This window comes from Curtobacterium sp. NPDC087080 (assembly GCF_044745105.1).
Classification (GTDB): domain Bacteria; phylum Actinomycetota; class Actinomycetes; order Actinomycetales; family Microbacteriaceae; genus Curtobacterium.
On record NZ_JBIUZP010000001.1, the window covers coordinates 769,651 to 793,073 of the forward strand.

The following is a 23,423-nucleotide window of genomic DNA, read 5'->3' on the forward strand; positions in this document are numbered from 1 at the left end:
CGGACCGGTCGCTCCCGCGTGACGCGGGAGCGCCGGGCCGGTCGCTCCCGCGTGACGCGGGGGCAGCGGCGACGGTGGTCCGTCAGGCCGTGGGCGTCCGGCGGTCCCTCATGACCTGCTCGCGCGCACTGCTGGCGCGCTCCTTCACGCTCGTCGCGTACACGTCCACGTACTCCTGACGGCTCAGCCCGGCGAGCTCGTGCATGACCTCGTCGGTGACGCTGCGCAGGATGAAGCGGTCGGTCTCGAAGCCCTCGAACCGCGAGAAGTCGAGCGGCTTGCCGAAGACGACGCCGACGCGCTTGAACTTCGGGAACTTCTGGCCGATCTGCTGCACCTCGCGCGTGCCGACCATCGCGACCGGCACGACGGTCACCCGACCCTCGAGGATCATGCGGGCGATGCCGGTGCGACCGCGGTAGAGCTTGCCGTCCGGGCTGCGGGTGCCCTCGGGGTAGATGCCGAGCTGCTCGCCGCGCGCCAGGACCTGGAGCCCCGTGTGGAGCGAGGCCTCGGACGCCTTGCCGCCGGAGCGGTCGATCGGCAGCTGCCCGATGGCGTTGAAGAACGTCTTCGTCGCCCAGCCCTTCAGCCCGCGACCGGTGAAGTAGTCGCTCTTCGCCAGGAACGAGAGACGACGGTCGAGCACCGCCGGCAGGATCACCGAGTCGATGAACGAGATGTGGTTCGACGCGAAGATCACCGGCCCCTTCGCGGGGACGTGCTCACGGCCGATGACCCACGGCCGGAAGAGGGTGAGGATGAGCGGGCCGAGCAGGAAGTTCTTGAGCAGCCAGTAGGTCATCGTCGACTCCAGTTCGGGACGCGCGTTCCGTCGGGGTGACCCTACGCCGTGCGGGCGTGGATGCGGGCGAGGTCGGCGGCGCCGACGACACCGGCGTCGTTCACGAGCTCGGCGATCACGAAGTCGGGCTCCGGGTGGTAGCCGCGCGCCGGCAGGTTGTTCAGGTAGGCCTGCTTGATCGGCTCGAGGAGACGGTCACCGGCGCTCGCGACGCCGCCGCCGAAGACGAAGAGCTGCGGGTCGAGCACGGCGGACAGCGACGCGCAGGCCTCACCGAGGTGGCGACCGAGGCGACGGAGGGCCGCGAGGGCGCCCGGGTCGTCGGCCAGGATCAGGTCGCCCACGATCTTCCCGTCGAGCTGGCCGCCGTTCTGCTCGCGGGCGTCCGCGAGCGCAGAACCGATGCCACCGGCGTCGGCGACGTCGTTCGCCATGCGCTGCAGGGCGCGGCCGGAGCCGTACTGCTCGATGCAGCCGCGGGCGCCGCAGCCGCAGGGCAGGCCGTTCGGGACGATCCGCAGGTGCCCGATCTCACCGCCCGTGCCGAAGCCGCCGCGGAACAGCCGGTCCTCGGTCACGATCGCGCCGCCGACACCGGTGCCGATCGTGAGCATGGTCATGTCGGACACGAGCCGTCCGGCACCGAAGCGGAACTCCGCCCACCCGGCCGCGTTGGCGTCGTTGTCGACGGTGATGTGCAGGTCACCGAGGCGCTCCTGGAGCTTCTGCCGCAGGGGCTCGTTCCGCCACCGGATGTTCGGCGTGTAGTAGACGATCGACTGCGAGGCGTCGATGAAGCCCGGTGCCGCGACACCGACCGCTCCCACGTCGTGGGCTGCTCGCAGGCGCGTGACCATCGTCACGACGTCGTCGAGCATGGCGTCCGGGTCCGCCGCGTTGGTGGCGACGCGGTCCTCGGCGAGGATCTCGCCGAGCTCCGAGACGACCGCTCCCGCGATCTTGGTGCCCCCGATGTCGATTCCGATGGCATGCACGAGCGACGAGCCTACCGTCTCCCCGTCGGGACGCCGAACCCGTGACGGGGCGGAGCCACCGGCCGGGCAGCCGCGCCACCCGAGCGGGTGCGCGAGTGGCTGACGAGGTGCTGCGAACCGCGCGGGAGCCCGGCGTCCCGCCCGTATGCTGGCGGTGACGTCTCATCGCCGAGGCGTCCTCGTATCGAACCGGCCGACAAGGGAGTCAACCGTGAACGATCAGCGGCAGCCCGCACCCACCTCCGCACCCGACCACGGCTCCGCCGCCCGACTGCTGTCCGACCGGGCACGTCGGACGCCCGACCGGGCGATCCTGGCCCAGCGGCACGGCGACACCTGGACGACCGTCAGCGCCGCCGACACCCTCGCCCGCGTGCGCGGGATCGCGAAGGGGTTCGTCGCCGCCGGGCTCGAACCGGGTGCCCATGTCGCGATCCTGTCCCGCACCCGGATGGAGTGGACGCTCGTCGACTTCGCCGTGTGGACCGCCGGGCTCGTCTCCGTGCCGGTGTACGAGACGAGCTCCCCCGACCAGGTCCGCTGGATCCTGTCGGACTCCGAGACCGTGGCGATCGTGGTCGAGCAGGAGGAGCACGCCCGCCGGGTGGCCTCGATCGCCCCGGACCTGCCGCACCTCGGCCAGCACTGGACCATCGACGGCGGCGGCCTCGACGACCTGGTCCGGCTCGGTGAGACCGTCACCGACGCCGAGCTCGACGCCCGCACCGCGGACGTGCACGGCCACGACGACGCGACGATCATCTACACGTCGGGCACCACCGGGCGTCCGAAGGGCTGCGTCCTCCGCCACGACAACTTCACCGGCACGGTCGAGGGCGCCACCGAGGCCATGCCCGAGGTCGTCGCCGACGGGTCCTCCACGCTGCTCTTCATCCCGATGGCCCACGTGTTCGCCCGGTTCATCGCGGTGATGTCGATCTCGACCGGCGTGCTCGTCGGCCACGAGCCGGACACGCGCGACCTCATGCGGGCGGTGTCGACCTTCCGACCGACCTTCCTGCTCGCCGTCCCGCGGGTGTTCGAGAAGATCTACAACTCCGCCGAGCAGAAGGCCGACCTGGGCGGGAAGGGTCGGATCTTCCGCGCCGCGGCCGACGTCGCGGTCGCGCACTCCGAGGCGGTCGCTGCCGGTCGGGTACCGCTCGGGCTGAAGCTCCGGTTCGCCCTGTTCGACCGGCTGGTCTACGCCAAGCTCCGCGACGCGATCGGCGGCCGGGTGCAGTACGCGATCAGCGGCTCCGCACCGCTCTCGCCACGCCTCTCGCACTTCTTCCGCTCGATCGGTGTCCACATCCTCGAGGGCTACGGCCTGACCGAGACGACGGCGCCCGCGACCGTGAACCGGGCGCACGAGCTGCGGATCGGCACGGTCGGCCGGGCGCTCCCCGGTGTCGAGGTGCGCATCGCCGACGACGGCGAGATCCTGATCCGCGGCGTCGACGTGTTCGACCGCTACTGGCACAACGGCGAGGCGACGGCGAAGGCCTTCGCCGACGGGTGGTTCCGCACCGGCGACCTCGGCCGGCTCGACGCCGACGAGGTGCTCACCGTCACCGGCCGGGCGAAGGAACTCATCGTCACGGCGAGCGGCAAGAACGTCGCCCCGGCGCCGCTCGAGGACGGCATCCGCGAGCACCCGCTGGTCGGACAGGTGGTGGTCGTCGGCGAGGGCAAGCCGTTCGTCGCGGCGCTCGTCACGCTCGACCGCGAGATGCTCCCCGGCTGGTGCGAGGCCCGCGGTATCTCCCCCGCGCTCACGCCCCGCGAGGCCGCCTACGACGAGCGCGTGCACGTCGCCGTGCAGGAGGCCGTGGACACCGCGAACCAGCGCGTGTCCCGCGCCGAGTCGGTGCGGTCCTTCACCATCGTCGACACCGAGCTGACGGAGGCATCGGGCCACCTCACCCCGAAGCTGACGATCAAGCGCGCGGTCGTGCTGCGCGACTTCGCCGCGGACGTCGAGCACATCTACTCCGGGTCGAAGGTCCAGACCACGGCCACCCCCGTGGTCGCGTCACGACGCCGGGGCCGCGCGTAGGGACGACGGACGGGAGGCCCGGTGCCGGTCCGACGGACCGACACCGGGCCTCCCGTGTGTCGTCTGCGCGCGGTGCGCGACGCGACGAGGGGACGCGGCCGCGTGCCGGGTCAGGCCTCCGGGGCCTGCTGTGCCTCCGGTGCGTCGAGGACGGCGACCGACGACGTCGTCGGTGCGGGGTCCGGGCGGCGGTTGGTGCGGGTGCGGTGCGAGCTGAGCTCGTCGTTCTGAACGGTCATGCTGGGTGTCCTGAGGGTGTGGGAGCCGTGTCGGTGGGAAGCCGACGCGGACACGGTACCTCGCGACGGGGATGTCCGGACAATCCCGCGAAGGGGTGTCACGCCCTGTTCGCCGAGAGCGGCCCGTCCCGTTGCGTTCCGGCCGCCCGGGGACGCCGGTGGACGATCAGTGGAACCAGGTCTGCGCGCGGATGTCCCGCAGCGCGCCGCGGCGGACCTCGGGGTCGAGGGTCATCACGTAGACGGTGCCGTCGAGGTGGTCGACCTCGTGCTGCAGCGCCTCAGCCATCAGCCCGGTGCCCTCGAGCACGACCTCGGCCCCGTCGACGTCGACGCCGCGGACCTTCGCGTACGGGGAGCGCGGGGTCGGGTAGGACAGGCCGGGCACCGACAGGCAGCCCTCGTCCATCAGCTCGACCTCGCCCCGGACCTCGACGACCTCGGGGTTGAGCACGTACCCGACCTCGCCGTCGACGTTGTACGAGAACGCGCGCAGGCCGACACCGATCTGCGGCGCGGCCACACCGGCACGGCCGGGCTCCCGGACCGTGTCGAGGAGGTCCTGCACGAGGTCGCGGACGCCCTGGGAACCGAGCGCGTCGGGCGCGATCGGGTCCGAAGGGGAACGGAGGACGGGGTCGCCGAACAGGCGGATGGGACGGACGGTCACGTTACTGCAGCACCACCAGGAGGTCGCCGGCGTCCACCTGCTGGGTCGCCGGGATCGCGAGACGGCCGACGGTGCCCGACACGGGCGCCGTGATGGCCGCTTCCATCTTCATCGCCTCGATGCTCGCCACGGGCTGACCGGCCCGGACGACGTCACCGACGGCGACCTTGAGCGTCACCACACCGGAGAACGGTGCGGCGACGTGCTTCGGGTCGGACGGGTCCGCCTGCTCGGCGGCCTTCGTCTCGACCTCGACCGAGCGGTCACGGACGGCGACCGGGCGGAGCTGCCCGTTCAACGTCGTCATGACCGTGCGCATGCCCCGCTCGTCGACCTCGCCGATCGCCTCGAGCCCGACGAGCAGCTCCACGCCGCGCCCGAGCGGCACCACGTGCTCCTGCCCGGGGCGCAGGCCGTGGAGGTAGTCGAGGGTCGGCAGGACGGACAGGTCGCCGTACTGCTCGCGGACCTGCTCGAACTGCCGGGTCGGCTGCGGGAAGAGCAGTCGGTTCAGGGCCTGCTGCCGCTCCGGGCCGGGGGTGGTGAGGGCGGCGCGCTCGGACTCCGGCACGGGGGTCGTCCCGAGGTGCACCTCGCGCCCCTCGAGCACCTTGGAGCGGAACGGCTCCGGCCAGCCGCCCGGCAGGTCGCCGAGCTCGCCGGCCATGAAGCCGACGACCGAGTCCGGGATGTCGTACTGCTGCGGGTTCTGCTCGAAGTCGTCCGGGTCGGCCCCCACCGCTGCGAGCTGGAGGGCGAGGTCGCCGACGACCTTCGAGGACGGCGTGACCTTGGTCGGGCGACCGAGGATGCGGTTCGCCGCCGCGTACCAGTCCTCGACCTGCTCGAACCGGTCGCCGAGGCCCAGCGCGATCGCCTGCTGCCGGAGGTTCGACAGCTGCCCGCCGGGGATCTCGTGCTGGTAGACGCGGCCGGTCGGGCCGGGCAGACCGGACTCGAACGGCGCGTAGGCGCGACGGACCGCCTCCCAGTACGGCTCGAGTGCGCCGACCGCGGCCAGGTCGAGCCCGGTGTCGCGCTCGGTGTGCGCCAGCGCCGCCACGAGTGCGGACATGCTCGGCTGGCTCGTCGTGCCGGCCATCGGCGCCGCCGCGACGTCCACCGCGTCGGCACCCGCCCGGCTCGCCGCCAGGAGCGTGGCGAGCTGGCCGCCCGCGGTGTCGTGGGTGTGCACGTGCACGGGTTGGTCGAACCGCTCGCGCAGCGCGGCGACGAGCCGCTCGGCGGCGCCGGCGCGGAGCAGCCCGGCCATGTCCTTGATGCCGATGACGTGCGCGCCGGCCTCGACCATCTGCTCGGCGAGGCGCAGGTAGTAGTCGAGCGTGTAGAGGTCCTCGGCCGGGTCGAGGAGGTCGCCGGAGTAGCAGAGCGCCGCCTCGGCGACGGCCGTGTCGGTCGCGAGCACGGCCTCCAGGGCGGGGCGCAGCTGGCTGACGTCGTTGAGCGCGTCGAACACGCGGAAGACGTCGACGCCGCTCGCGGCGGCCTCGGCGACGAAGGCGTCGGTGACCTCGGTCGGGTACGGGGTGTAGCCGACCGTGTTCCGCCCGCGGAGCAGCATCTGCACGGGGATGTTGGGGATCGCCGCACGGAGCGCCGCCAGGCGTTCCCACGGGTCCTCGCCGAGGAAGCGGAGGGCGACGTCGTAGGTCGCCCCGCCCCACGCCTCGACGCTCAGCAGCTGCGGGGTGAGCCGGGCGACGTGCGGCGCGACGGCGACCAGGTCCTTCGTCCGGACGCGCGTGGCGAGCAGGGACTGGTGGGCGTCGCGCATCGTCGTCTCGGTGACGGCGAGGGCGGTCTGGGCGCGCAGGGCTCGTGCCCACTCGGCGGGGCCGACGCGCTGCAGCAGCTCGCGCTGGCCGGGCGGCGGCGCGACGGACAGGTCGACCGCCGGCAGCTTCTCGCTCGGCTCGACGGTCTGCGGGCGACGCTCGCCGTTCGGCTTGTTGACCGTGACGTCGGCGAGCCACCCGAGCACCTTCGTGCCGCGGTCCTTCGACACGTGCCCGCCGAACAGCTGCGGACGCTCCTCGATGAACTGCGTCGAGACGTCGCCGCGCGCGAAGTCCGGGTCGTCGAGCACGGCCTGCAGGAACGGGATGTTCGTGCTCACGCCGCGGATGCGGAACTCGGCGAGGGCGCGCTTCGCCCGGGCCACGGCCGCCGGGAAGTCCCGCCCGCGGCACGTCATCTTCGCGAGCATCGAGTCGAAGTGCGGGCTGATCTGCGCACCCGTCGCGACCGTGCCGCCGTCGAGGCGGACGCCGGCGCCGCCCGGGCTCCGGTAGGTCGTGATCCGCCCGGTGTCCGGCCGGAAGCCCTGCGTCGGGTCCTCGGTCGTGATGCGCGTCTGCAGCGCCGCACCGTGCACGGACACGGTGTCCTGCGACAGCCCGAGGTCGGCGAGGGTCTCCCCCGCGGCGATGCGCATCTGCGACTGCACGAGGTCGACGTCCGTGACCTCTTCGGTGACGGTGTGCTCGACCTGGATGCGCGGGTTCATCTCGATGAAGACGTGCTGACCCGCCCGCTCGCCCTCGGTGTCGAGGAGGAACTCGACGGTGCCGGCGTTCACGTAGCCGATCGACCGGGCGAAGGCGACGGCGTCACGGTGGAGCGCGGCGGCGACGGCCGGGTCGAGGTCCGGCGCCGGAGCGATCTCGACGACCTTCTGGTGGCGGCGCTGCACGGAGCAGTCGCGCTCGAAGAGGTGGATGGTGCCGGCGTCCGTGCCCGTGGCGTCCGCGAGGATCTGCACTTCGATGTGCCGCGGACGCAGGACGGCCTGCTCCAGGAACATCGTCGGGTCGCCGAACGCGCTGTCGGCCTCGCGCATCGCCGCTTCGAGCGCGCCGCGCAGTTCGGCCTTCGTCTCGACCCGGCGCATCCCGCGACCGCCACCACCGGCGACCGCCTTCGCGAAGACCGGGAACCCGATCGCGTCGGCGCCGGCGAGCAGCTCGTCGACGTCACGGCTCGGCGGGGTGCTCGCGAGGACCGGGACGCCCGCCGCGATCGCGTGCTCCTTGGCGGTGACCTTGTTGCCCGCCATCTCGAGGACGTGCTCGCCGGGTCCGATGAACGTGATGCCGGCTTCTGCCGCCGCCGCGGCGAGGTCCGGGTTCTCGGACAGGAAGCCGTACCCCGGGTAGATCGCGTCGGCGCCCGACTCGCGGGCGACGCGGATGATCTCGGACACGTCCAGGTAGGCCCGCACCGGGTGCCCCGGCTCGCCGATGACGTACGCTTCGTCGGCCTTGAGGCGGTGCAGCGACCCGCGGTCCTCGTGCGGGTAGACGGCGACCGTTCGGGCACCCAGCTCGTACGCGGCACGGAACGCGCGGATGGCGATCTCGCCACGGTTCGCCACGAGGATCTTGCTGAACACGACGTCCCTTTCAGCCCGGGTTGAGGTGTCACAACCCTACTGGCGGTAACGTGGCTCACCGTGCATGTACTCAGCGTGAGCTCCCTCAAGGGTGGTGTCGGAAAGACGACGGTGACGCTCGGCCTGACTTCGGCCGCGTTCGCCAAGGGACTGCGCACGCTGGTGGTGGACCTCGACCCGCAGTCCGACGTCTCCACGGGCCTCGACATCGACATCTCCGGCCACCTCAACGTCGCCGACGTCCTCGAGAACCCGAAGGAGAAGGTCGTCCGCCAGGCGATCGCCCCGTCCGGGTGGACGAAGGGTTCGCAGGGCAAGGTCGACGTGCTCGTCGGATCGCCGTCCGCCATCAACTTCGACGGCCCCCACCCCTCCATCCGGGACATCTGGAAGCTCGAGGAAGCGCTGGCCAACGTCGAGCAGGACTACGAACTCGTCCTCATCGACTGCGCCCCGTCGCTGAACGCCCTCACCCGCACCGCATGGGCAGCCTCGGACCGTGTGACCGTCGTGACCGAGCCGGGCCTGTTCTCCGTCGCCGCTGCTGACCGCGCCCTCCGCGCGATCGAGGAGATCCGCCGCGGACTCTCCCCCCGCCTGCAGCCGCTCGGCATCATCGTGAACCGGGCCCGCGTGCAGTCCCTGGAGCACCAGTTCCGCATCAAGGAGCTCCGGGACATGTTCGGGCCGCTCGTCCTCTCGCCGCAGCTGCCCGAGCGGACGTCGCTGCAGCAGGCCCAGGGCGCGGCGAAGCCCCTGCACGTGTGGCCCGGCGAGTCCGCGCAGGAGATGGCGAAGAACTTCGACCAGCTGCTCGAGCGCATCATGCGCACGGGCAAGATCGGTCCCTACGCCGAGGGCGGCGCCGCCTAGGCCCTGCCGGCCCGCGTCGCCTGTCGAGCGGGCGACATCCGTCACGCTCGGCGGCACCCGCGCCCGTCGAGCGGGCCACATCGGTCACGCTCGGCGGCCGCGAGCGACGATCCCTGCCCGCGCGACGACGACCCCGCGGCGTGTCCTGCCCGCTCGGGTCGGCGCCTGCTCGACCCGTCGCACGTCCGAGCCGTCGCACGTCTGGCCTTTCGTACGTCTGGACCGTGGCTGACCGAGGTCGGCCGGGGCTCCCGTCCGTCGTGGTCGCACGACATGCCGTCGGCGCGGGAACTGAGCGGCACGTCGTGCGACCACGACAGACACGTGCGGCAAGTCGTGCGCCCGGAACCACGGGCCGTGCTGACTCGGAGGTCGATCGCCGCACCTCCGCGGCCGGCTCCCGGTTCCCGGCTCCCGGCTCCGAACGCCGGACGTGCCGTCGACCATGCCGCACCGAGCGGGCGAGACACGCCGTGCATCGGACGCCGTGCGGGTTCGAAACGTCGTCGGGGCGGCGTGAGCGTGACAGATCGTGCACGCTCGACGGAGCGGCTGACTCCGGGCGGCGCCGAGGGCGCCAGCGAGTCGGGCCGAGGGGCTAGGACGCGCGGGTGGCCCGGCGGGCGGCGAGCTCGTCGGCGGGGTCGGCAGCCGGGGTCGCGTCGAGCTCGACCAGGGAGCTCTCGACCTCGCGCAGGACCTTGCCGACGGCGATGCCGAACACGCCCTGGCCGCGGGACACCAGGTCGATGACCTCGTCGTCCGAGGTGCACAGGTAGACCGACGCGCCATCGGACATCAGCGTCGTCTGGGCCAGGTCGGACACGCCGGACTCGCGGAGCTGGTTCACCGCGGTGCGGATCTGCTGCAGCGAGATGCCGGTGTCGAGGAGACGCTTGACGAGCTTGAGCACGAGGATGTCGCGGAAGCCGTAGAGCCGCTGCGATCCGGAACCGGCGGCGCCGCGGATGGTCGGCTGCACGAGCTCGGTGCGGGCCCAGTAGTCGAGCTGGCGGTACGAGATGCCGGCTGCTCGGGCGGCGACGGTGCCGCGGTAGCCGTTCTGCTCGTCGTGCTCGGGGAGACCGTCGGTGAAGAGCAGGCCGAGGTCGTACCGAGTCATCTCGGACTCGGTACCGGGGGTGTCAGTCCCACTCATGTGCATGCCTTCCACGACGTTCGAGCTCTCACCAGAAGGTTCAACGACGGGTTGAGAGTTGTTCCGAGGTCCACGGTAGCGACTCGGGCAGCGTCTGCCCGGCACATCCGCACCGGCGCGTCCGGCGTGTCGAGGATACGCCCCGACCGCCGACGGTCGACAGGGGTCACCCGCGCGCTCGGAGTCGCCCGGAGGACGCTCATGCGTCGAGTCGACCGATCGCCGCGCGGACCAGGTTGGACCGGACGACCTCGAGCTGTCCGGCGATCTCACGCGCGAGCTCCGTCGCCTTCGCCCGCGAGGTGGCATCGCCCCGGCGGGACACCGGCATGAGCGCGGACTCGATCAGCCCGACCTCGCGCTCGACGACCCCGCGCATCGTGCGCAGGTGTCGCGGCTCGATCCCGGTGCGCTGCAGCTCGACGAGGGCCTTCAGCACGGCCACGGCATCGTCGCCGTAGGTGTCCGCGGCGGGGAGCAACGACGCCGAGACCGCGTCGGTCAGGAGCATCAGTGAGGCACCCGCGGCACGGACGGTCTCGTCGCGGGTGTACCGGCGCTCTCGACCGAGGATGGACGGCTTCGGGGCGTCGCCGCCACCGGGCAGGACGGGTTCGCGACCGGCATCGAGGTCGGCGAGGTAGTCCTTGATGACCTTGAGCGGCAGGTAGTGGTCGCGCTGCAACCCGAGCACGATGCGGAGCCGCTCGACGTCAGCCGCCGAGAACTTCCGGTAGCCGCTCGCGGTGCGGATCGGTGTGACGAGCTCCCGTTCCTCGAGGAAGCGGAGCTTCGAGCTCGACAGGTCGGGGAACTCGGGCTTCAACCGGGCGATGACCTGCCCGATGGTGAGCAGGTCCGGTACCGCAGCACCGGCCCGGGCTGCGGCGGACCGCGCAGCCACTACGCGGTCGCCAGGCGCGCCAGGTCGACCCGGGATGCGTAGAACGTCAGGCGGAACTTGCCGACCTGCACCTCGGCACCGTCGGTGAGCAGCGCCTCGTCGATGCGGACGCCGTCGAAGTAGGTGCCGTTCAGCGACCCGTTGTCCTTGACGCTGAAGGCCGTGCCGTGGCGCAGGAACTGCGCGTGCTTGCGCGACACGGTGACGTCGTCGAGGAAGATGCTGGCGTCGGGGTGTCGACCGGCCGTCGTGACGTCCGAGTCGAGGAGGAACCGCGCGCCGACGTTCGGGCCACGCCGGACCACCAGCAGCGCCGAACCCGAGGGCAGGGCGTTGATCGCCTCGCGCTCCTCGGTCGAGACACCGGACTCGGCCGTCAGGGCCGTCCCCATGTCCATGCTGAAGGTCAGGGTGGTGTCGACCAGCCGCTGTTCCGGAGTCTTCTGACCGCCCGGCTGCGGTACCACTGGCTCTGGCATCGTGGACCTCCTCCTCTTGGCGCACCAGCGTATCGGAAACGGGTGACCTCGCGGGAGCCCCGAACGGGGCTGGGGACAACTCGGGAGCACGCGCACAGCGAACACACCGACGCGACCCAGCTCACGGACGGGAGGCACGGGGCGGGCCTGCACCGTGCCTCCAGTCCGGAACGTGGTCGCGGGAGTGCGCGATCAGGGCGCGGGCGTCGCCGTCGCGGTGGCTGACGGAGCCGGCTCCCCGGAGGCGAGCCCGTCCAGGATCCGGCGCACCTCGGCGTCCTTCAGCCGTACCCAGGGCGACCCGTCCGGGTCGCTCGTCGACGCCTCGGGGCTGTCGCCCGTGTTCCACCACTTCGACTGGTATGGGATCCCCTGGAACAGGACGCGCGCTCCCGTGTCGTACTGCGTGGTCCCCGACCACGCGGCGTAGGCCCCTGCGGGCAGGGTGAGCGGTTCCACGGGCTTCTCCCCCGGCAGGACCGGTCCGATGATCTGCCACGGCGTCTCGTACGCGCTGAGCACCGGGTCGTCGGGCAGGTCGCCCGACGTCCACCACTTCGCCTCGTAGACGTTGCGGTGCCAGACCACCTTCGTGCCCTCGAGGTACGAGGCGTCCTGGTCCCAGACCGGGTAGGGGCTGGTCTTCGGGTCGTCGGTGGGCTGCTCGGTCGCGGACGGCTCGGCCTCGGTCACGTCGGAGGCCGCGGCGACGATCCCACCGCCGAAGCCCTTGCCGAGCACGTCGGCGAAGAGCACCCCGTGCTGGTCGACCCCGGAGCACGAGTTCGACACGGTCGACAGGTTGACGTAGTTCGAGCCGCACGTGGTGTCGCGGTTGAGCGACCACATCGACATCCGGCCCAACCCGCGGTCACGCGCCCAGGCGTTGAGCTTCCGGGCGTCGGTGAGCGAGAACACCTCGTCACGGACGTCGTTCTGCCCGATCATCGGGGTCGCGCCGACCTTGTGCCAGAGCGTGCCGTCACCGAGGGGCGTGCCCGCTCGCTGGTACAGGACGCCGAGCTGCCGCTGGACCTCCTGCAGCGCCTGCACCGACGCCGAGTACATGCTCTGGCTCGACCCCTTCGCCTCGCCGTAGTCCATCGTCATGGCGTTGACGCCCGCGAGGTCCACACCGGCGGCGAGGAACTGCGCCACGGCGGTCGTGCCGTCCGACGTCAGGCCCGAGGGTGCTGCCGGCAGGGTGAGCCACACCGCGAGGGGGTGGCCGGCTGCCCGGCGCTCGTCCTGCAGCGCCGCGACCGCCTTCGCGCGACGCTCCCCCGCGGCGCGGTTCGTGAGGTCGTCGCCCTCGACGTCGTAGTCGACGGTCGACAGGTCGTAGCGGTCCACGACCTTCCGGTAGCCACCGAGGAGGTCGGACGCCTTCGTGCAGGTGGTGGCGAGCTCGTCGTTGGACAGACCGCCGAACGACACGCCGACCTCGCCGTGCTGCTGCTGCAGGCGGGCGACGCGGCGGTCGAGGTCGAGCTGGTCCGCCGCACCCTGCAGTGAGTAGTAGGACCCCCACGTCGGCGAGCAGGCGTCGTCGTGGTCGGCGACGACGAAGGACAGCATGACGTTGCGTCCCTTCGCCGACTTGACGTCCTCGAACGCGAAGGCCGGCGTCGCGGTGACGTCCGTGTAGGCCGCGAACCACGCCGGCTCCCGCTCGGTCGCCCGGGCCGCGTGCCAGCGGTCGAAGCCGGCGTACCCGGCGACCGAGACGGCGGCGGCGACCACGACCGCGATGGTGACCCGGACCGGGGAGAGTCGTCTCGTCGTCGACATCAGGCTGCGCTCCGTTCCTGGCGGGGGCCGGTCGAGCCGGCCGGGGTGGTGGACGAGATCGGGCGGACGTCGGCCGCACCGACGACGTCGGCGTCGTGGCGGACGGGTAGGTTGCCGCCGCCGTGGCCGAAGTACAGGACCGCGTGCCAGTCCTCGGTGACCGGCTCCGGGACGGGTCGGACGCCGCCACGACGACGTCCGTGCCGACGGTCGGCACGAGCAGCACGGCGGACGGCACGACGGGCCGCGCGCGCCGAGGGGTCGTAGTACATCCAGCGGGTGGCCCACAGCCAGAGGTCGACCACGGAGTTCCACACGCCGATGTAGGCGACGATCGCGTAGGTGGCGAGGAGGGCGTTGAAGGCGGCGAAGACCGCGTTCCCCCAGTTCTGCGCGCCGTAGTCGCGGACGAAGGTGAAGACCGAGAACGCGACGATCGCGTAGGGCGCGAGGACGTAGAGCGCCGGCGAGGCGGTGCGGTCCCGCACCTTCGGCGTCCGGGCGAACGGGATCTTCTTCGCCGTCAGGGCCTGCTGGATGCTCTTGAGCACGCCCGCGACGTTCACCGGCGTGAGGATCAGGTTGAAGCCGTAGATGCGGAAGACGTCCGTGCGCTTGTACCCGCAGTACTCCAGGTCGCTCGACAGCAGCCAGAAGTAGGGCAGCGCGGCGAGGAGCACCATCGGGCTGAGCAGGCGCGAGTCGTACGGGTACGCGAGCAGGAAGACGAGGCCGAACGACGCCCAGGTGATCGACGCCATGTAGTTGACGCGGAGCGCCATCTCGACGAGACCGACCCGTTCGCCACGGGCCCGGCGCTCGCGGACCTGCCGGACGTACTTCGGCAGGATGAGGAGCCCCCCGTTCGCCCAGCGGCGGCGCTGGACGACGAGCGACCCGAAGTCCGGGGGCGTCGCGCTGTACGAGAGCCGCTCCGGGTAGTTCACGAGCGTCCAGCCGTGCATGCCCAGGTCGACGCTCGACTCGGTGTCCTCGATCACGGTGCGGTCCTGCACGTAGCGCTTCACCTCGAAGCCGCCGACGGTCTCGACCTCCTCGATGTCGCGGAGCGCCTGGGTGCGGATGACGGCGTTCGCCCCGACCCAGAAGGTGGCGTCGTAGCGGGACATCCCCTGGTGGAGGATGTGCTGGATGTCGGTGGTGGCCCCCGCGAGCCGTTCGATGCGCGTGGCGGCACCGCGGAAGGACGAGTACGGGGTCTGCGTCACCGCGACCCGGGCGTTCTCCGGCTGCTCGAGGAAGTAGACCAGGCGCAGGCAGTAGTCGCGGAGCAGCACGGAGTCGGCGTCGAGCGTCAGGAGGTAGTCCGAGGCCGGCACCACGAGGTCGGCCGCTGCCGGGTCCGCGACGGTGCGCAGGACCGTGCCGGACGCGGTCTCGTCGAACGCGTACGCCCCGCCCATCAGGCCGATGTAGGCGTTGAGGTTCATCGCCTTGTTGGCCTCGTCGGACAGGTTCACGTACCGCTTGCGCTCGAAGGTGGTGAGCTCGGCCGTGAAGGTCCACGCGAGGCGGCGCTGCAGCTCGAGCGCCCGGGCGGAGGTCACCTCGCTGAAGTCCTGCCCGAGTGCGACGGCATCGGCGATCGCAGCCTCCAGCGCCTCGGCGGTGAGGCGGAACTCGTCGGCGAGCCCGACGAGCACCTGGTCGTGGAAGAAGCGGTCGACGTGGTCGGCGACCTCGTGCTCGCGGGCGTTCCGACGGAGCCACGCGTCGGCCCAGCGGTGGTGCTCGACGAGGGTCCGGAGGGCGTGCGTGCTGGCGAACGGTGCCGCGTCCGCCTCGACCTCGGCGGAGAACAGCGCCTCCTGGAACCGACGCGAGGGGGCATCGAGCTGTGCCTGGATGCGGCCCGCGACCGCTCGGGTGCGCTCGAGCTTGTCGAGCGTCGCCGGGTCGGACGGGAAGGGGGCGTCGTCGACCAGCAGGACGATCCGCAGGGACGGGTACTCCTGCAGCGCCGCCGACCAGAGGGTGGTCGCGACGACGTCGGGCTCCTCGGCGTAGCTCGGCACGAGGACGGTCATGGGGGCGTCGTGGCCGGTCGCGAAGTGCCGGTCGAGCTCGGCGCGCGGGACGCGGACGTGGGTCGCGAAGCGCTCCATCGCGCCCTGGCGGGCCACCAGGTGCATGAGCGCGGAGAACGTCAGGAAGGTGACGACCACGAGGTACGAGACGGCCTCGGTGGTGAAGCGGAAGCTCTCGGTGCCGTAGTCGAGGAACTGGCGGATCACGGTGTAGACGACGTACGCCAGCCAGAAGGCGATGGTCAGGATGATCGCCACGCGTCCGGACACGAGCTTGCGGTCGGAGGGGCGTGCGTGCAGGGTGTCGAGCGGACGGGTCCGGCGCTCGGCCCCCCACTGACGACGGCGCATCGGTGCGCCGGCAGACGGTTCGGGCATGGCAGTCCTTCGTTCCTTCCGGACCAGCGCTCCGTCGGGTCGGGCGCTGTCGGGGGTCCGGTCGGTCGGGACGACGGTACGAGGGATCGCGCAGGACGCCGACACCCGTACGGGGGGTCCGGGCGGTTGTGTGCGGGATCACGCAGCGGCGTGCGGCATCGCGTGGCCGCGGCGCGGATCCCCGCACGGGCCGCTGGGTCGAGTCGGTCGGCGCCGTCGCCCGACGCCGCCGGCCGACGGACGGCGGGTGCCGTCTCGCGACGCCACCACGTGACGGACGGGAGGCGCGGCACCGGCCCGCACCGCGCCTCCCGTCCGCCACGACGCCCGTTCCGTGCGCCCGTTCCTTCCCAGGACACGCGCGGTACCGGGTCGGAACGGGCGAACCTGGCGTTCCAGGACGACCAGGTACGCCCGGAACGACCAGGCACGCCCGGAAGGGCCAGTCGTGCCCGGGACGGGTGCGGCGCCTACCGCCCGCGGGCGAGCAGCCAGAGCAGGTAGGGCGCGCCCACGACACCCGTGACCACGCCGACCGGCAGCGCGTTGCCGGGGATCGCGAACTGCGCCACCAGGTCGCTCGCGAGGGTGACGACGGCGCCGACCGCGGCGACCGCACCGAGTGCGACGCGACCGTTGCCGACGAGGCGGCGCGCGATCGGCGCGGCCATCAGCGCGACGAACGCGACCGGACCGGCCGTCGCGACCGCACCCGCGGTCAGGCCGACCGCGGTGAGCAGCAGGAGCACCTTCGCCCGCTCGGGGCGGAGGCCGAGGGCGGCGGCCACCTCGTCGCCGAGCGCGAGCACCGTGAGCCGCCGGGACTGCGCGAGGGCGGCGGCCAGGAGCACGACGACGGCGACCGCGAGGATGCCGACGAGCGTCCGGTCGACGGCGTTCAGGCTGCCGGAGAGCCAGAGGAGCGCGGTGCCCGCCTGCTGGACGGTGCCCGCGGTCAGCATCCAGCCGGTGACGCTCAGGCAGATCGCGGCGACCCCGATGCCGACCAGGACGACACGGTTGCCCGTGATGCCCCGGCGCCAGGAGAGCGCGGCGATCACGACCGCCACGAGCACGGCGCCGACGACCACGGACCCGAAGAGCACGCCGCCGCTCGCCCCGAACAGCACGATCGCGGTCAGCCCGGCCGCGCTCGCGCCGGAGGTGATGCCGATGACGTCGGGGCTCGCGATGGGGTTGCGGACGACGCTCTGCACGATGCCGCCGGCCGCACCGAGGGCCGCCCCGACCAGCACGGCACCGGCGACCCGGGGCCCGCGGAGCTGCCCGACCACGAAGTCCGACACGGTGTCACCGTGGCCGACCAGCGCGCCCGCGACCTGCAGCGGCGAGAGCGGGATCTCCCCCACCCCGAGCCCGACGAGCACGAGGGCGACCAGGAGCACGAGGACCGCGCCGAGGACGGCGAGCTCGCGGCGGACCGCCGTCACAGGCCGGTCACCACCCGCGACCGCACCAGCCAGATGAAGACCGGTGCGCCGATGAGCGCGGTCACGATGCCGACCTGCAGCTCCCCCGGGTACGCGACGACCCGGCCGATCACGTCGGCGACGAGCAGGAGCGCGGGTGCGACGAGGGCGGACAGGAGGATCGTCCAACGCTGGTCGGGTCCGCTCAGCCGGCGGACGGCGTGCGGCACGGCGAGGCCGACGAACGCGATCGGACCGGCGGCCGCCACCGCCGACCCCGCGAGCAGGACCGTCACGACTCCGCCCACGACACGGACGAGGACGACCCGCTGGCCGAGCGACGCGGCGAGCTCGTCACCGAGCGCGAGGGTGTTGAGGGAGCGCCCGAGCCCCGCGGCCACGACGAGCCCGACGAGCACGGGGACCGCGACGACGCCAGCGGTGCCGAGGTCCTTCCCGGCGAGCGCACCGACCTGCCAGAAGCGCAGCTGGTCGAGCAGGCTCTGGCTCGACACGAGGACCGCCGTCGTGATCGACGACAGGGCTGCGGCGACGACCGCCCCGGCGAGCGCGAGCCCGACCGGCGACAGGCCGCGACGGGCGACGGCGGCGATGCCGTAGACGAGCAGTGCCGCGAGTCCGGCACCGACGAAGGCGAACGGCAGGTAGGCGGCGGTCCCGCTGATGCCGAACACCGCGATGCCGACGACGACGGTGAGGGCCGCTCCCGCGTTGATGCCGAGGATGCTCGGGTCGGCGAGCGGGTTCCGGGTCACCCCCTGCATCACGGCGCCGGCCACCCCGAGCGCGGCGCCGGCCAGCAGCCCGACGATCGTGCGAGGCACGCGGTTGCCCAGGACGATGAGACCCACCTCGTCGTCCCGGTGCGGGTGCAGGACGACGTCGAGGACGGTCCCGAGCGGGATCGGGCGCGAGCCGAACGCCACGGAGAGCGCCACGGCCACCACGAGCACGGCGACCGCGAGCAGCGCCGCCCCGACGAGGCGGGACCGCGTGGCGGGTGCCGGGCGGGGCCGGACGGCGGGGGTGACGGGTGAGGACGCGCGCATGGGAGGTGCGGCAAGCCTAATCCCGCACCTCGTTCGGCGGCCCCCGAGGAAGCCCGGAGCAGCCACAGGGCCCGTTCATAGGGTCGTCATGGGTTCGGCTCCTGTACTGGTCTCCGTCGACACCCGACCGGGTCGTCGAGGAGCACACCGCCACCCCCGGGTGGTCGAGGGACGACCGGAGAGCACCGATGAACGAGAACCCCGCCGACGACCAGCGCGCGACCGACCGCCCCGGCGGGGAGGCCCCGCACGCCGACCGCGACACCCTCCGCCCCGCCTACGCCTTCGACGGCAGCGGCCCGTGGCTGTACGGCACCGACGGTTCGGGGCCGTACGCCTACACCCCGGACGGCCGTGGCCCCTACCTGGTCGGCAGCGCGGCCCTCGGCGGGACGACCGGCACCGCGAGCACGACGACCGGCAGTACCTCCTGGGGCTGGACCTCGGGCGCTGCTGCCGCGAACCACCCCGGGGCGAAGCGACCGCGGCGGCTCGGACTCGTCATCGGCTCCGGTGTCGCGGCGCTCGCGATCATCGGCGCGGCCGGTGGCACGGCGCTCGGGCTGTCCTCGCAGGGCACCACGACCACGTCGAGCCAGTCGCAGGGCACGACGACGCTGCCCGGCGGCGACTCCGGCACGAGCGGCGGCACGAACGGCTTCACCGTCCCCGGCTACGGGAACGGCTCGGGCGGCGACGGCACGAGCGGCAGCGGCAGCGACGGCTCCGGTACGGGCACGGGCACGCAGACCGCTGCGACCCCGGCGACCGCCGCGCAGAAGAAGGGCGTCGTGACGATCGACACCGTGATGAACTACGACGCCTCGTCGCAGGCCGCGGGCACCGGCATGGTCCTCACCTCGGACGGCTTCGTCCTGACGAACAACCACGTCGTGCAGGGTGCGACGAGCATCAAGGTCACCGACGAGACGACCGGCAAGCAGTACCAGGCCGAGGTCGTCGGCACCGACGCCACGCACGACGTCGCGGTGCTCAAGCTGCAGGACGCATCCGGCCTGTCCACGGTGACGCTCGACGACGACGGCGAACCGTCGACGGGTGACGCCGTGACCGACGTCGGCAACGCGGAGGGCACGGGCAACCTCGTCGCCGCCGCGGGCACGGTCACCGCGCTCGACCAGGACATCCAGGTGCAGAGTGAGTCCGGCACGGGCACCGAGTCACTGCAGGGCCTGATCCAGGTCGCCGCGCAGATCGTCCCCGGCGACTCCGGCGGTCCGGTCCTCGACAGCGAGGGCGAGGTCGTCGGCATGGCCACCGCGGCGTCGTCCGGGTCCGCCGAGGTCACCGGGTACGCGATCCCGATCACGACCGCGAAGGCGATCGCCGACAAGATCCTCGCCGGGGAGTCCTCGGACACCGTCACGATCGGCCTGCCGGCGTTCCTCGGTGTCCAGGTCGCATCGAGCGCGACGACGCAGACCACCGCGGGGGTCCCGGTCGCCGGGACGGTCGACGGCTCGGGCGCGGCAGCGGCGGGTCTGGTCGCCGGCGACACGATCACGAGCATCGACGGCACGTCCGTCACGAGCAACGACGCGCTGACGTCGGCGATCCGCTCGCACGCCGTCGGCGACCGCGTGCAGATCGGCTACACCGACGCAACGGGCGCGCCGCACACCGTGACGGTGACGCTGACCGCGGGCCCCGCCGCCTAGGAGCTCAGCCCAGCAGCGCCCGCACGAGGGACCGGTACACGTTGGCCCAGCGGGCGCAGTGTACCGGAACGTCGTCAGCCCAGCAGCGCCCGCACGAGGGACCGGTACACGTTGGCCGGGGAGTCGGACCGGAAGGCCGTCTCCCCGGCCTCCGTGCGTCCGATCCGCGCGAAGCCGATCCCCTCGGCGTGCACGACGACGACCGGCGTCGGTCGTCCCGGCCGACGGATCGACGAGACCGTCCACGGCGCCGACCAGAAGCGGGCGAGCCGGGGGTCGGCCTCCGCGACGGCCGCCGGCAGGTCGGGAGCGGTCCCGGCGCCACCCGTCCTGCGGGCCAGCAGGTCCGCGTCGAGCGCCCCCGTGCGGAAGGGGAAGGTCCACGACGGGCGGATGCCGAGCCTCCCGGCCGCCAGCGCGACCACGCGCTCGACCGGCAGCCGGGCGACGGTGCCGCCCGTCTCGTCCGTCCCGTCCACGACGGTCTCCGACCAGGCCTGGAGGCGCGTGGTCCGTCCGTCGGGCAGGCGCTGCTCCAGGGTGACCGGCTGGGTGTCGTCGGCCCACGGGGCGATGAGCTCCTGCGTGGGCTCGGGGAGCGTCCCGAGGCGGCCGACGAGCCCCGTCTGCACGAGTTCGCGCCCGGCGGGCGAGCGCAGGAGCATCGGGTCCCACCGGCGTCCGGCCAGGCTGCGGAGGGTCAGCAGCGCATCGGCTCCGAGGTGTGTCCCGTCGAGCTGCGGGACCGGCACGGCGACCGGCAGCGCCTCGAGCTCACGCTGCGGGCGGGACGGTGCGGGCTCGGTCGCGCGGACGGACTCGAGCACGGCCGAGACCAGGTCGTCGGTCGCGAGCATCCGGGCGAGCGGCCGCTCGATCGTCAGGTCGACACGGTGCCGACCGGTGACGAAGAGCAGGTGGGCACCGGCGACGTCGCCCTCCTCGTCGGGGCGGACGTACTCGACCAGGCGGGCCGGTGCACCGGCGGTCGTCCAGGGGTCGCAGCCGATGAGCCGCAGGCCGTCGACCGACCCGGGCAGGCGTTCGAGCAGGCTGGTGTGCTCCTCGGCGATCGTCCGTTCCGAGGGGCGGGAGCGGACGGCCAGCACGACGTCGTCACCGGTCAGGCGGAGGTCGGCCTGCGGAGCGTCCTCGCGGCGCCAGCGGTCGGGACGACGGAGGGTCAGGCGGGAGGTTCGGTCCTCGGTGCCGAGCGGGACGGGGACGGCCATTGGTCGAGGCTACGTGGCGGCGCCTGCGGGGACGGAGACGGCTCGCCGGTGATGAGCGCCGCCGGACTGCGACGGGCTCCGGGGGCCGCGGCCGTGCCGTGCCGGTCAGCGTCGGCGTGGGCGCGGCGCGGGTGGTGGGGGCACCGGCTTCGCAGCGACGACGTCGGCGAGCAGGACCTCGACCGGTCCTCGTCGGGTCTCGATCGTGAGTGTGTCGGCGGTGCGTGCGACCAGCGTGCCGAGGGCGTCCTGTGCGCCGTCCCCGAGCCGTGCCCGCACCACGAGCCGGTCGCCGAGCGACGCGTCGCGCAGCACGCCGAGCGCCAGCGCTCGAGCCAGGGCGTCCTGCCCACCGGGAGCGCCACCGACCGGGAGCCGGCCGTCGGGGGCCTGGCCGTCGGGGAGCTGTCCGTCGGGGTCCGGCTGCCGCGGTTCCTGCACGGGTCGAGCGTAGGGGGCTGCTCGCAGGGCCGGTCCGCCTAGGGTGGTGGGATGGAGAAGGCGCGCGTGGACAGCTGGATCTGGGCGGTGCGGATCACGAAGACCCGCTCCGCCGCGACCAGCGCGTGCAAGGCCGGCCACGTCCGGGTCAACGGCGAGCGCGCGAAGCCGGCGCAGCCGATCGGCCCCGGGGACGAGGTCCGGGTCCGCCAGCACGGCTTCGACCGCGTGGTCGTCGTCCGGGGCATCATCCTCAAGCGCACGAGTGCGATCGAGGCGGCGAAGCACTTCGAGGACCGGACCCCGCCCCGACTCCCCCGTGAGGAGGCCGGCTTCGTCCCGACCCGCGACCGCGGTGCCGGGCGTCCGAGCAAGCGGGAGCGCCGCGACCTCGAGAAGCTCCGCGGCTACTGACGGGTCTGCGGGACGTACCGGTCGAGGACGACCTCGAAGTGGTCGGCCTCGACCGTGACCGGCTCGCCGGTCCACGGTGCTTCGAGATGACCGTCATCGTGCTCGTCGAACCCGCGGAGCGCCCGGCCAGAGGGGATGCGCTGCACGCCGACGCGCGTTCCGTGCTCGGTGACCGCGAAGAGCGCCACGATGCGTCCGCGGAGCTCGACGATGCCGTCCGGGGTCTCGTGGTGTCGGGACTCGTCGTAGCGCGGGCCCGGCCCGAGAGCCGTGAACGACGCGACGGTGTCGAGTTCGTGTGCCGGGCCGCAGCACTCGTGCTCCCAGCCGCCGACCTCGACGACGACCTCCTCACGCATCAGACGAAGCGGACGGTCTGCTGCAGGCGGTCGCGGATCTCGAACACGTCGACGGAGCCCTCCGGGGAGAACACCCCGTTCAGGACCTGCCCGAGGGCGCTCCGCCGGACCACGAGCGCGGTGGGCTTCCGCGCCGGGCCGACGACCTGGACGTCCTCGTCGACGGCGGAGTCCGGGACGACCATCAGGCGCCCGGTGAACTTGACACGGGTCTGCTTCTGCACCGCCCGGGCCGCCCGCACGAGTTCCTTGACCGGACGCTCCCCCGGCGCGAGGGTCTCGCCGGCGATCTCCCCGTGCTCGATGCGCACCGGCGCACCCCAGTCGATCGACTCGACGGCCCAGAGCCCGCTCGGGGTGAGGACCGCGTGGTCGAGCTTGCCCTCGGCACCGGCGTCGAGGTCGTGCCACACGGACACGCCGATGCCCATCTCGGACACGATCGACGCCGTGGCTTCCTCGGCCAGGGCCTCGGCGAGCAGTCGTCGGATGTGGCGCGGTGCCGAACGGACCAGTGCCGGGTCGTACGGGTCCTCGATCGGGTCGCCGAGGCCGACCCACTCGCGCTCGGCCTGCAGGAAGACCTCGCGGGACCGACCACCCGGGTGTCCGTGCGAACGCGCCCGGGGCCGGGAGTCGCGCCGGGCCGTCGGGGGTGCGAACGTGCCGCCGTCGTCGTGCGCCCACACCGAGGAGCCGGACGGGGTCCGGGGTGCCGAGGCCCGCGATCCCGCGTCGTACGCCCGACGAGCGGCCGGCGTCCCGATGCGCTCCCACGCGATCTGCACCTGGCGGAAGCGCCGGGCGTCACCGCCGAGGTCGGGGTGCGTCTCGCGGGCGGCCCGACGGTAGGCGCGACGGAGTTCGTCGTCGTCGGCGGTCGCGGGGACGCCGAGGACCTCGTACGGGGTGGCGTCGGCCGGGCTGTCGGTCATGGCCCTGCGACACTACCGGCTGCAGGATCGGAGTCCGCCGCGTGCACGCTG

General features: G+C 72.8%; 20 protein-coding genes. 4 read left to right on the top strand and 16 right to left on the bottom strand.

Annotation, left to right across the window (positions count from 1 at the left end; translation table 11 throughout):
• Positions 1 to 82: 82 nt before the first annotated feature.
• Together ACIPEQ_RS03585 and ACIPEQ_RS03590 are read right to left on the bottom strand one after the other, a co-directional pair.
• A complete protein-coding gene (locus ACIPEQ_RS03585; RefSeq protein ID WP_126890724.1) occupies positions 83 to 805 on the bottom strand; it encodes a 1-acyl-sn-glycerol-3-phosphate acyltransferase in 723 nt (240 codons plus the stop codon).
• A 41-nt stretch (positions 806 to 846) separates the two neighbouring features.
• Positions 847 to 1,800: an ROK family glucokinase gene (locus ACIPEQ_RS03590; RefSeq protein ID WP_058729214.1), complete on the bottom strand. Its 954-nt coding sequence runs from the start codon at positions 1,798 to 1,800 to the stop codon at positions 847 to 849.
• Positions 1,801 to 2,011: 211 nt separating this feature from the next.
• On the opposite strand from ACIPEQ_RS03590, the gene ACIPEQ_RS03595 reads away from it, so the two are divergent.
• Entirely contained in the window at positions 2,012 to 3,859 is a 1,848-nt protein-coding gene (locus ACIPEQ_RS03595; protein ID WP_402714083.1) for an AMP-dependent synthetase/ligase, read from the top strand.
• Positions 3,860 to 3,969: 110 nt separating this feature from the next.
• On the opposite strand, the gene ACIPEQ_RS03600 is transcribed toward ACIPEQ_RS03595, so the two are convergent.
• From ACIPEQ_RS03600 to ACIPEQ_RS03610, 3 genes are all read right to left on the bottom strand, one after another.
• Positions 3,970 to 4,098, bottom strand: a complete 129-nt coding sequence (locus ACIPEQ_RS03600) for a hypothetical protein (RefSeq protein WP_274542763.1) — start codon at positions 4,096 to 4,098, stop codon at positions 3,970 to 3,972.
• Between the two features lie 166 nt (positions 4,099 to 4,264).
• Positions 4,265 to 4,768: a peptide deformylase gene (locus tag ACIPEQ_RS03605; protein ID WP_126890726.1), complete on the bottom strand. Its 504-nt coding sequence runs from the start codon at positions 4,766 to 4,768 to the stop codon at positions 4,265 to 4,267.
• 1 nt (position 4,769) lies between these two features.
• The gene (locus tag ACIPEQ_RS03610) at positions 4,770 to 8,180 is read right to left on the bottom strand and encodes a pyruvate carboxylase (protein WP_402714084.1); all 3,411 of its coding nucleotides are present in this window, start codon (positions 8,178 to 8,180) and stop codon (positions 4,770 to 4,772) included.
• A gap of 60 nt (positions 8,181 to 8,240) precedes the next feature.
• Here ACIPEQ_RS03610 and ACIPEQ_RS03615 point away from each other — a divergent pair, with 60 nt between their 5' ends.
• Positions 8,241 to 9,053, top strand: coding sequence for a ParA family protein (locus ACIPEQ_RS03615; protein ID WP_402714085.1), 813 nt, complete (start codon positions 8,241 to 8,243; stop codon positions 9,051 to 9,053).
• Positions 9,054 to 9,651: 598 nt separating this feature from the next.
• Here ACIPEQ_RS03615 and ACIPEQ_RS03620 read toward each other — a convergent pair.
• From ACIPEQ_RS03620 to ACIPEQ_RS03650, 7 genes are all read right to left on the bottom strand, one after another.
• Positions 9,652 to 10,212 (bottom strand): MerR family transcriptional regulator, encoded by a 561-nt coding sequence (locus ACIPEQ_RS03620; RefSeq protein ID WP_258375423.1) that lies wholly within the window; start codon positions 10,210 to 10,212, stop codon positions 9,652 to 9,654.
• Between the two features lie 199 nt (positions 10,213 to 10,411).
• The gene (locus ACIPEQ_RS03625) at positions 10,412 to 11,116 is read right to left on the bottom strand and encodes a MerR family transcriptional regulator (RefSeq protein ID WP_402714086.1); all 705 of its coding nucleotides are present in this window, start codon (positions 11,114 to 11,116) and stop codon (positions 10,412 to 10,414) included.
• Entirely contained in the window at positions 11,116 to 11,595 is a 480-nt protein-coding gene (locus ACIPEQ_RS03630) for an FHA domain-containing protein (protein ID WP_126890729.1), read from the bottom strand. Before ACIPEQ_RS03630 ends, ACIPEQ_RS03625 begins: the two co-directional genes overlap by 1 nt.
• 192 nt (positions 11,596 to 11,787) lie before the next feature.
• Positions 11,788 to 13,386, bottom strand: a complete 1,599-nt coding sequence (locus tag ACIPEQ_RS03635) for a chitinase (RefSeq protein ID WP_402714087.1) — start codon at positions 13,384 to 13,386, stop codon at positions 11,788 to 11,790.
• Positions 13,386 to 15,812 (bottom strand): glycosyltransferase family 2 protein, encoded by a 2,427-nt coding sequence (locus tag ACIPEQ_RS03640; protein ID WP_402714088.1) that lies wholly within the window; start codon positions 15,810 to 15,812, stop codon positions 13,386 to 13,388. Before ACIPEQ_RS03640 ends, ACIPEQ_RS03635 begins: the two co-directional genes overlap by 1 nt.
• 470 nt (positions 15,813 to 16,282) lie before the next feature.
• On the bottom strand, positions 16,283 to 17,263 hold the full coding sequence (locus tag ACIPEQ_RS03645) for a FecCD family ABC transporter permease (protein ID WP_402714089.1): 981 nt from the start codon (positions 17,261 to 17,263) through the stop codon (positions 16,283 to 16,285).
• Positions 17,260 to 18,312 carry a FecCD family ABC transporter permease gene (locus tag ACIPEQ_RS03650; RefSeq protein ID WP_402714090.1) on the bottom strand — a complete coding sequence of 351 codons (1,053 nt, stop codon included), beginning with the start codon at positions 18,310 to 18,312 and terminating at the stop codon, positions 17,260 to 17,262. The genes ACIPEQ_RS03645 and ACIPEQ_RS03650 overlap by 4 nt, the downstream gene beginning before the upstream one ends.
• 188 nt (positions 18,313 to 18,500) lie before the next feature.
• On the opposite strand from ACIPEQ_RS03650, the gene ACIPEQ_RS03655 reads away from it, so the two are divergent.
• Entirely contained in the window at positions 18,501 to 19,991 is a 1,491-nt protein-coding gene (locus tag ACIPEQ_RS03655) for a S1C family serine protease (protein ID WP_402714091.1), read from the top strand.
• Positions 19,992 to 20,065: 74 nt separating this feature from the next.
• On the opposite strand, the gene ACIPEQ_RS03660 is transcribed toward ACIPEQ_RS03655, so the two are convergent.
• Positions 20,066 to 21,223, bottom strand: coding sequence for a hypothetical protein (locus ACIPEQ_RS03660; protein ID WP_402714092.1), 1,158 nt, complete (start codon positions 21,221 to 21,223; stop codon positions 20,066 to 20,068).
• A 105-nt stretch (positions 21,224 to 21,328) separates the two neighbouring features.
• Positions 21,329 to 21,664, bottom strand: a complete 336-nt coding sequence (locus ACIPEQ_RS03665; protein WP_402714093.1) for a hypothetical protein — start codon at positions 21,662 to 21,664, stop codon at positions 21,329 to 21,331.
• Between the two features lie 51 nt (positions 21,665 to 21,715).
• Here ACIPEQ_RS03665 and ACIPEQ_RS03670 point away from each other — a divergent pair, with 51 nt between their 5' ends.
• A complete protein-coding gene (locus tag ACIPEQ_RS03670) occupies positions 21,716 to 22,078 on the top strand; it encodes an RNA-binding S4 domain-containing protein (RefSeq protein WP_126890736.1) in 363 nt (120 codons plus the stop codon).
• On the opposite strand, the gene ACIPEQ_RS03675 is transcribed toward ACIPEQ_RS03670, so the two are convergent.
• Together ACIPEQ_RS03675 and ACIPEQ_RS03680 are read right to left on the bottom strand one after the other, a co-directional pair.
• A complete protein-coding gene (locus ACIPEQ_RS03675; RefSeq protein ID WP_402714094.1) occupies positions 22,072 to 22,437 on the bottom strand; it encodes a hypothetical protein in 366 nt (121 codons plus the stop codon). The two genes, ACIPEQ_RS03670 and ACIPEQ_RS03675, sit on opposite strands and share 7 nt — an antisense overlap.
• Positions 22,437 to 23,372 (bottom strand): J domain-containing protein, encoded by a 936-nt coding sequence (locus ACIPEQ_RS03680; protein ID WP_402714095.1) that lies wholly within the window; start codon positions 23,370 to 23,372, stop codon positions 22,437 to 22,439. Before ACIPEQ_RS03680 ends, ACIPEQ_RS03675 begins: the two co-directional genes overlap by 1 nt.
• Between the last annotated feature and the right edge of the window lie 51 nt (positions 23,373 to 23,423).

Bases quoted from the DNA above. Each gene is read 5' to 3' on its own strand.
- ACIPEQ_RS03585 (WP_126890724.1), bottom strand. From the start codon at position 805: ATGACCTACTGGCTGCTCAAGAACTTCCTGCTCGGCCCGCTCATCCTC.
- ACIPEQ_RS03600 (WP_274542763.1), bottom strand. From the start codon at position 4,098: ATGACCGTTCAGAACGACGAGCTCAGCTCGCACCGCACCCGCACCAAC.
- ACIPEQ_RS03620 (WP_258375423.1), bottom strand. From the start codon at position 10,212: ATGAGTGGGACTGACACCCCCGGTACCGAGTCCGAGATGACTCGGTAC.
- ACIPEQ_RS03630 (WP_126890729.1), bottom strand. From the start codon at position 11,595: ATGCCAGAGCCAGTGGTACCGCAGCCGGGCGGTCAGAAGACTCCGGAA.
- ACIPEQ_RS03635 (WP_402714087.1), bottom strand. From the start codon at position 13,386: ATGTCGACGACGAGACGACTCTCCCCGGTCCGGGTCACCATCGCGGTC.
- ACIPEQ_RS03640 (WP_402714088.1), bottom strand. From the start codon at position 15,812: ATGCCCGAACCGTCTGCCGGCGCACCGATGCGCCGTCGTCAGTGGGGG.
- ACIPEQ_RS03650 (WP_402714090.1), bottom strand. From the start codon at position 18,312: ATGCGCGCGTCCTCACCCGTCACCCCCGCCGTCCGGCCCCGCCCGGCA.
- ACIPEQ_RS03655 (WP_402714091.1), top strand. From the start codon at position 18,501: ATGAACGAGAACCCCGCCGACGACCAGCGCGCGACCGACCGCCCCGGC.
- ACIPEQ_RS03660 (WP_402714092.1), bottom strand. From the start codon at position 21,223: ATGGCCGTCCCCGTCCCGCTCGGCACCGAGGACCGAACCTCCCGCCTG.
- ACIPEQ_RS03670 (WP_126890736.1), top strand. From the start codon at position 21,716: ATGGAGAAGGCGCGCGTGGACAGCTGGATCTGGGCGGTGCGGATCACG.
- ACIPEQ_RS03675 (WP_402714094.1), bottom strand. From the start codon at position 22,437: ATGCGTGAGGAGGTCGTCGTCGAGGTCGGCGGCTGGGAGCACGAGTGC.
- ACIPEQ_RS03680 (WP_402714095.1), bottom strand. From the start codon at position 23,372: ATGACCGACAGCCCGGCCGACGCCACCCCGTACGAGGTCCTCGGCGTC.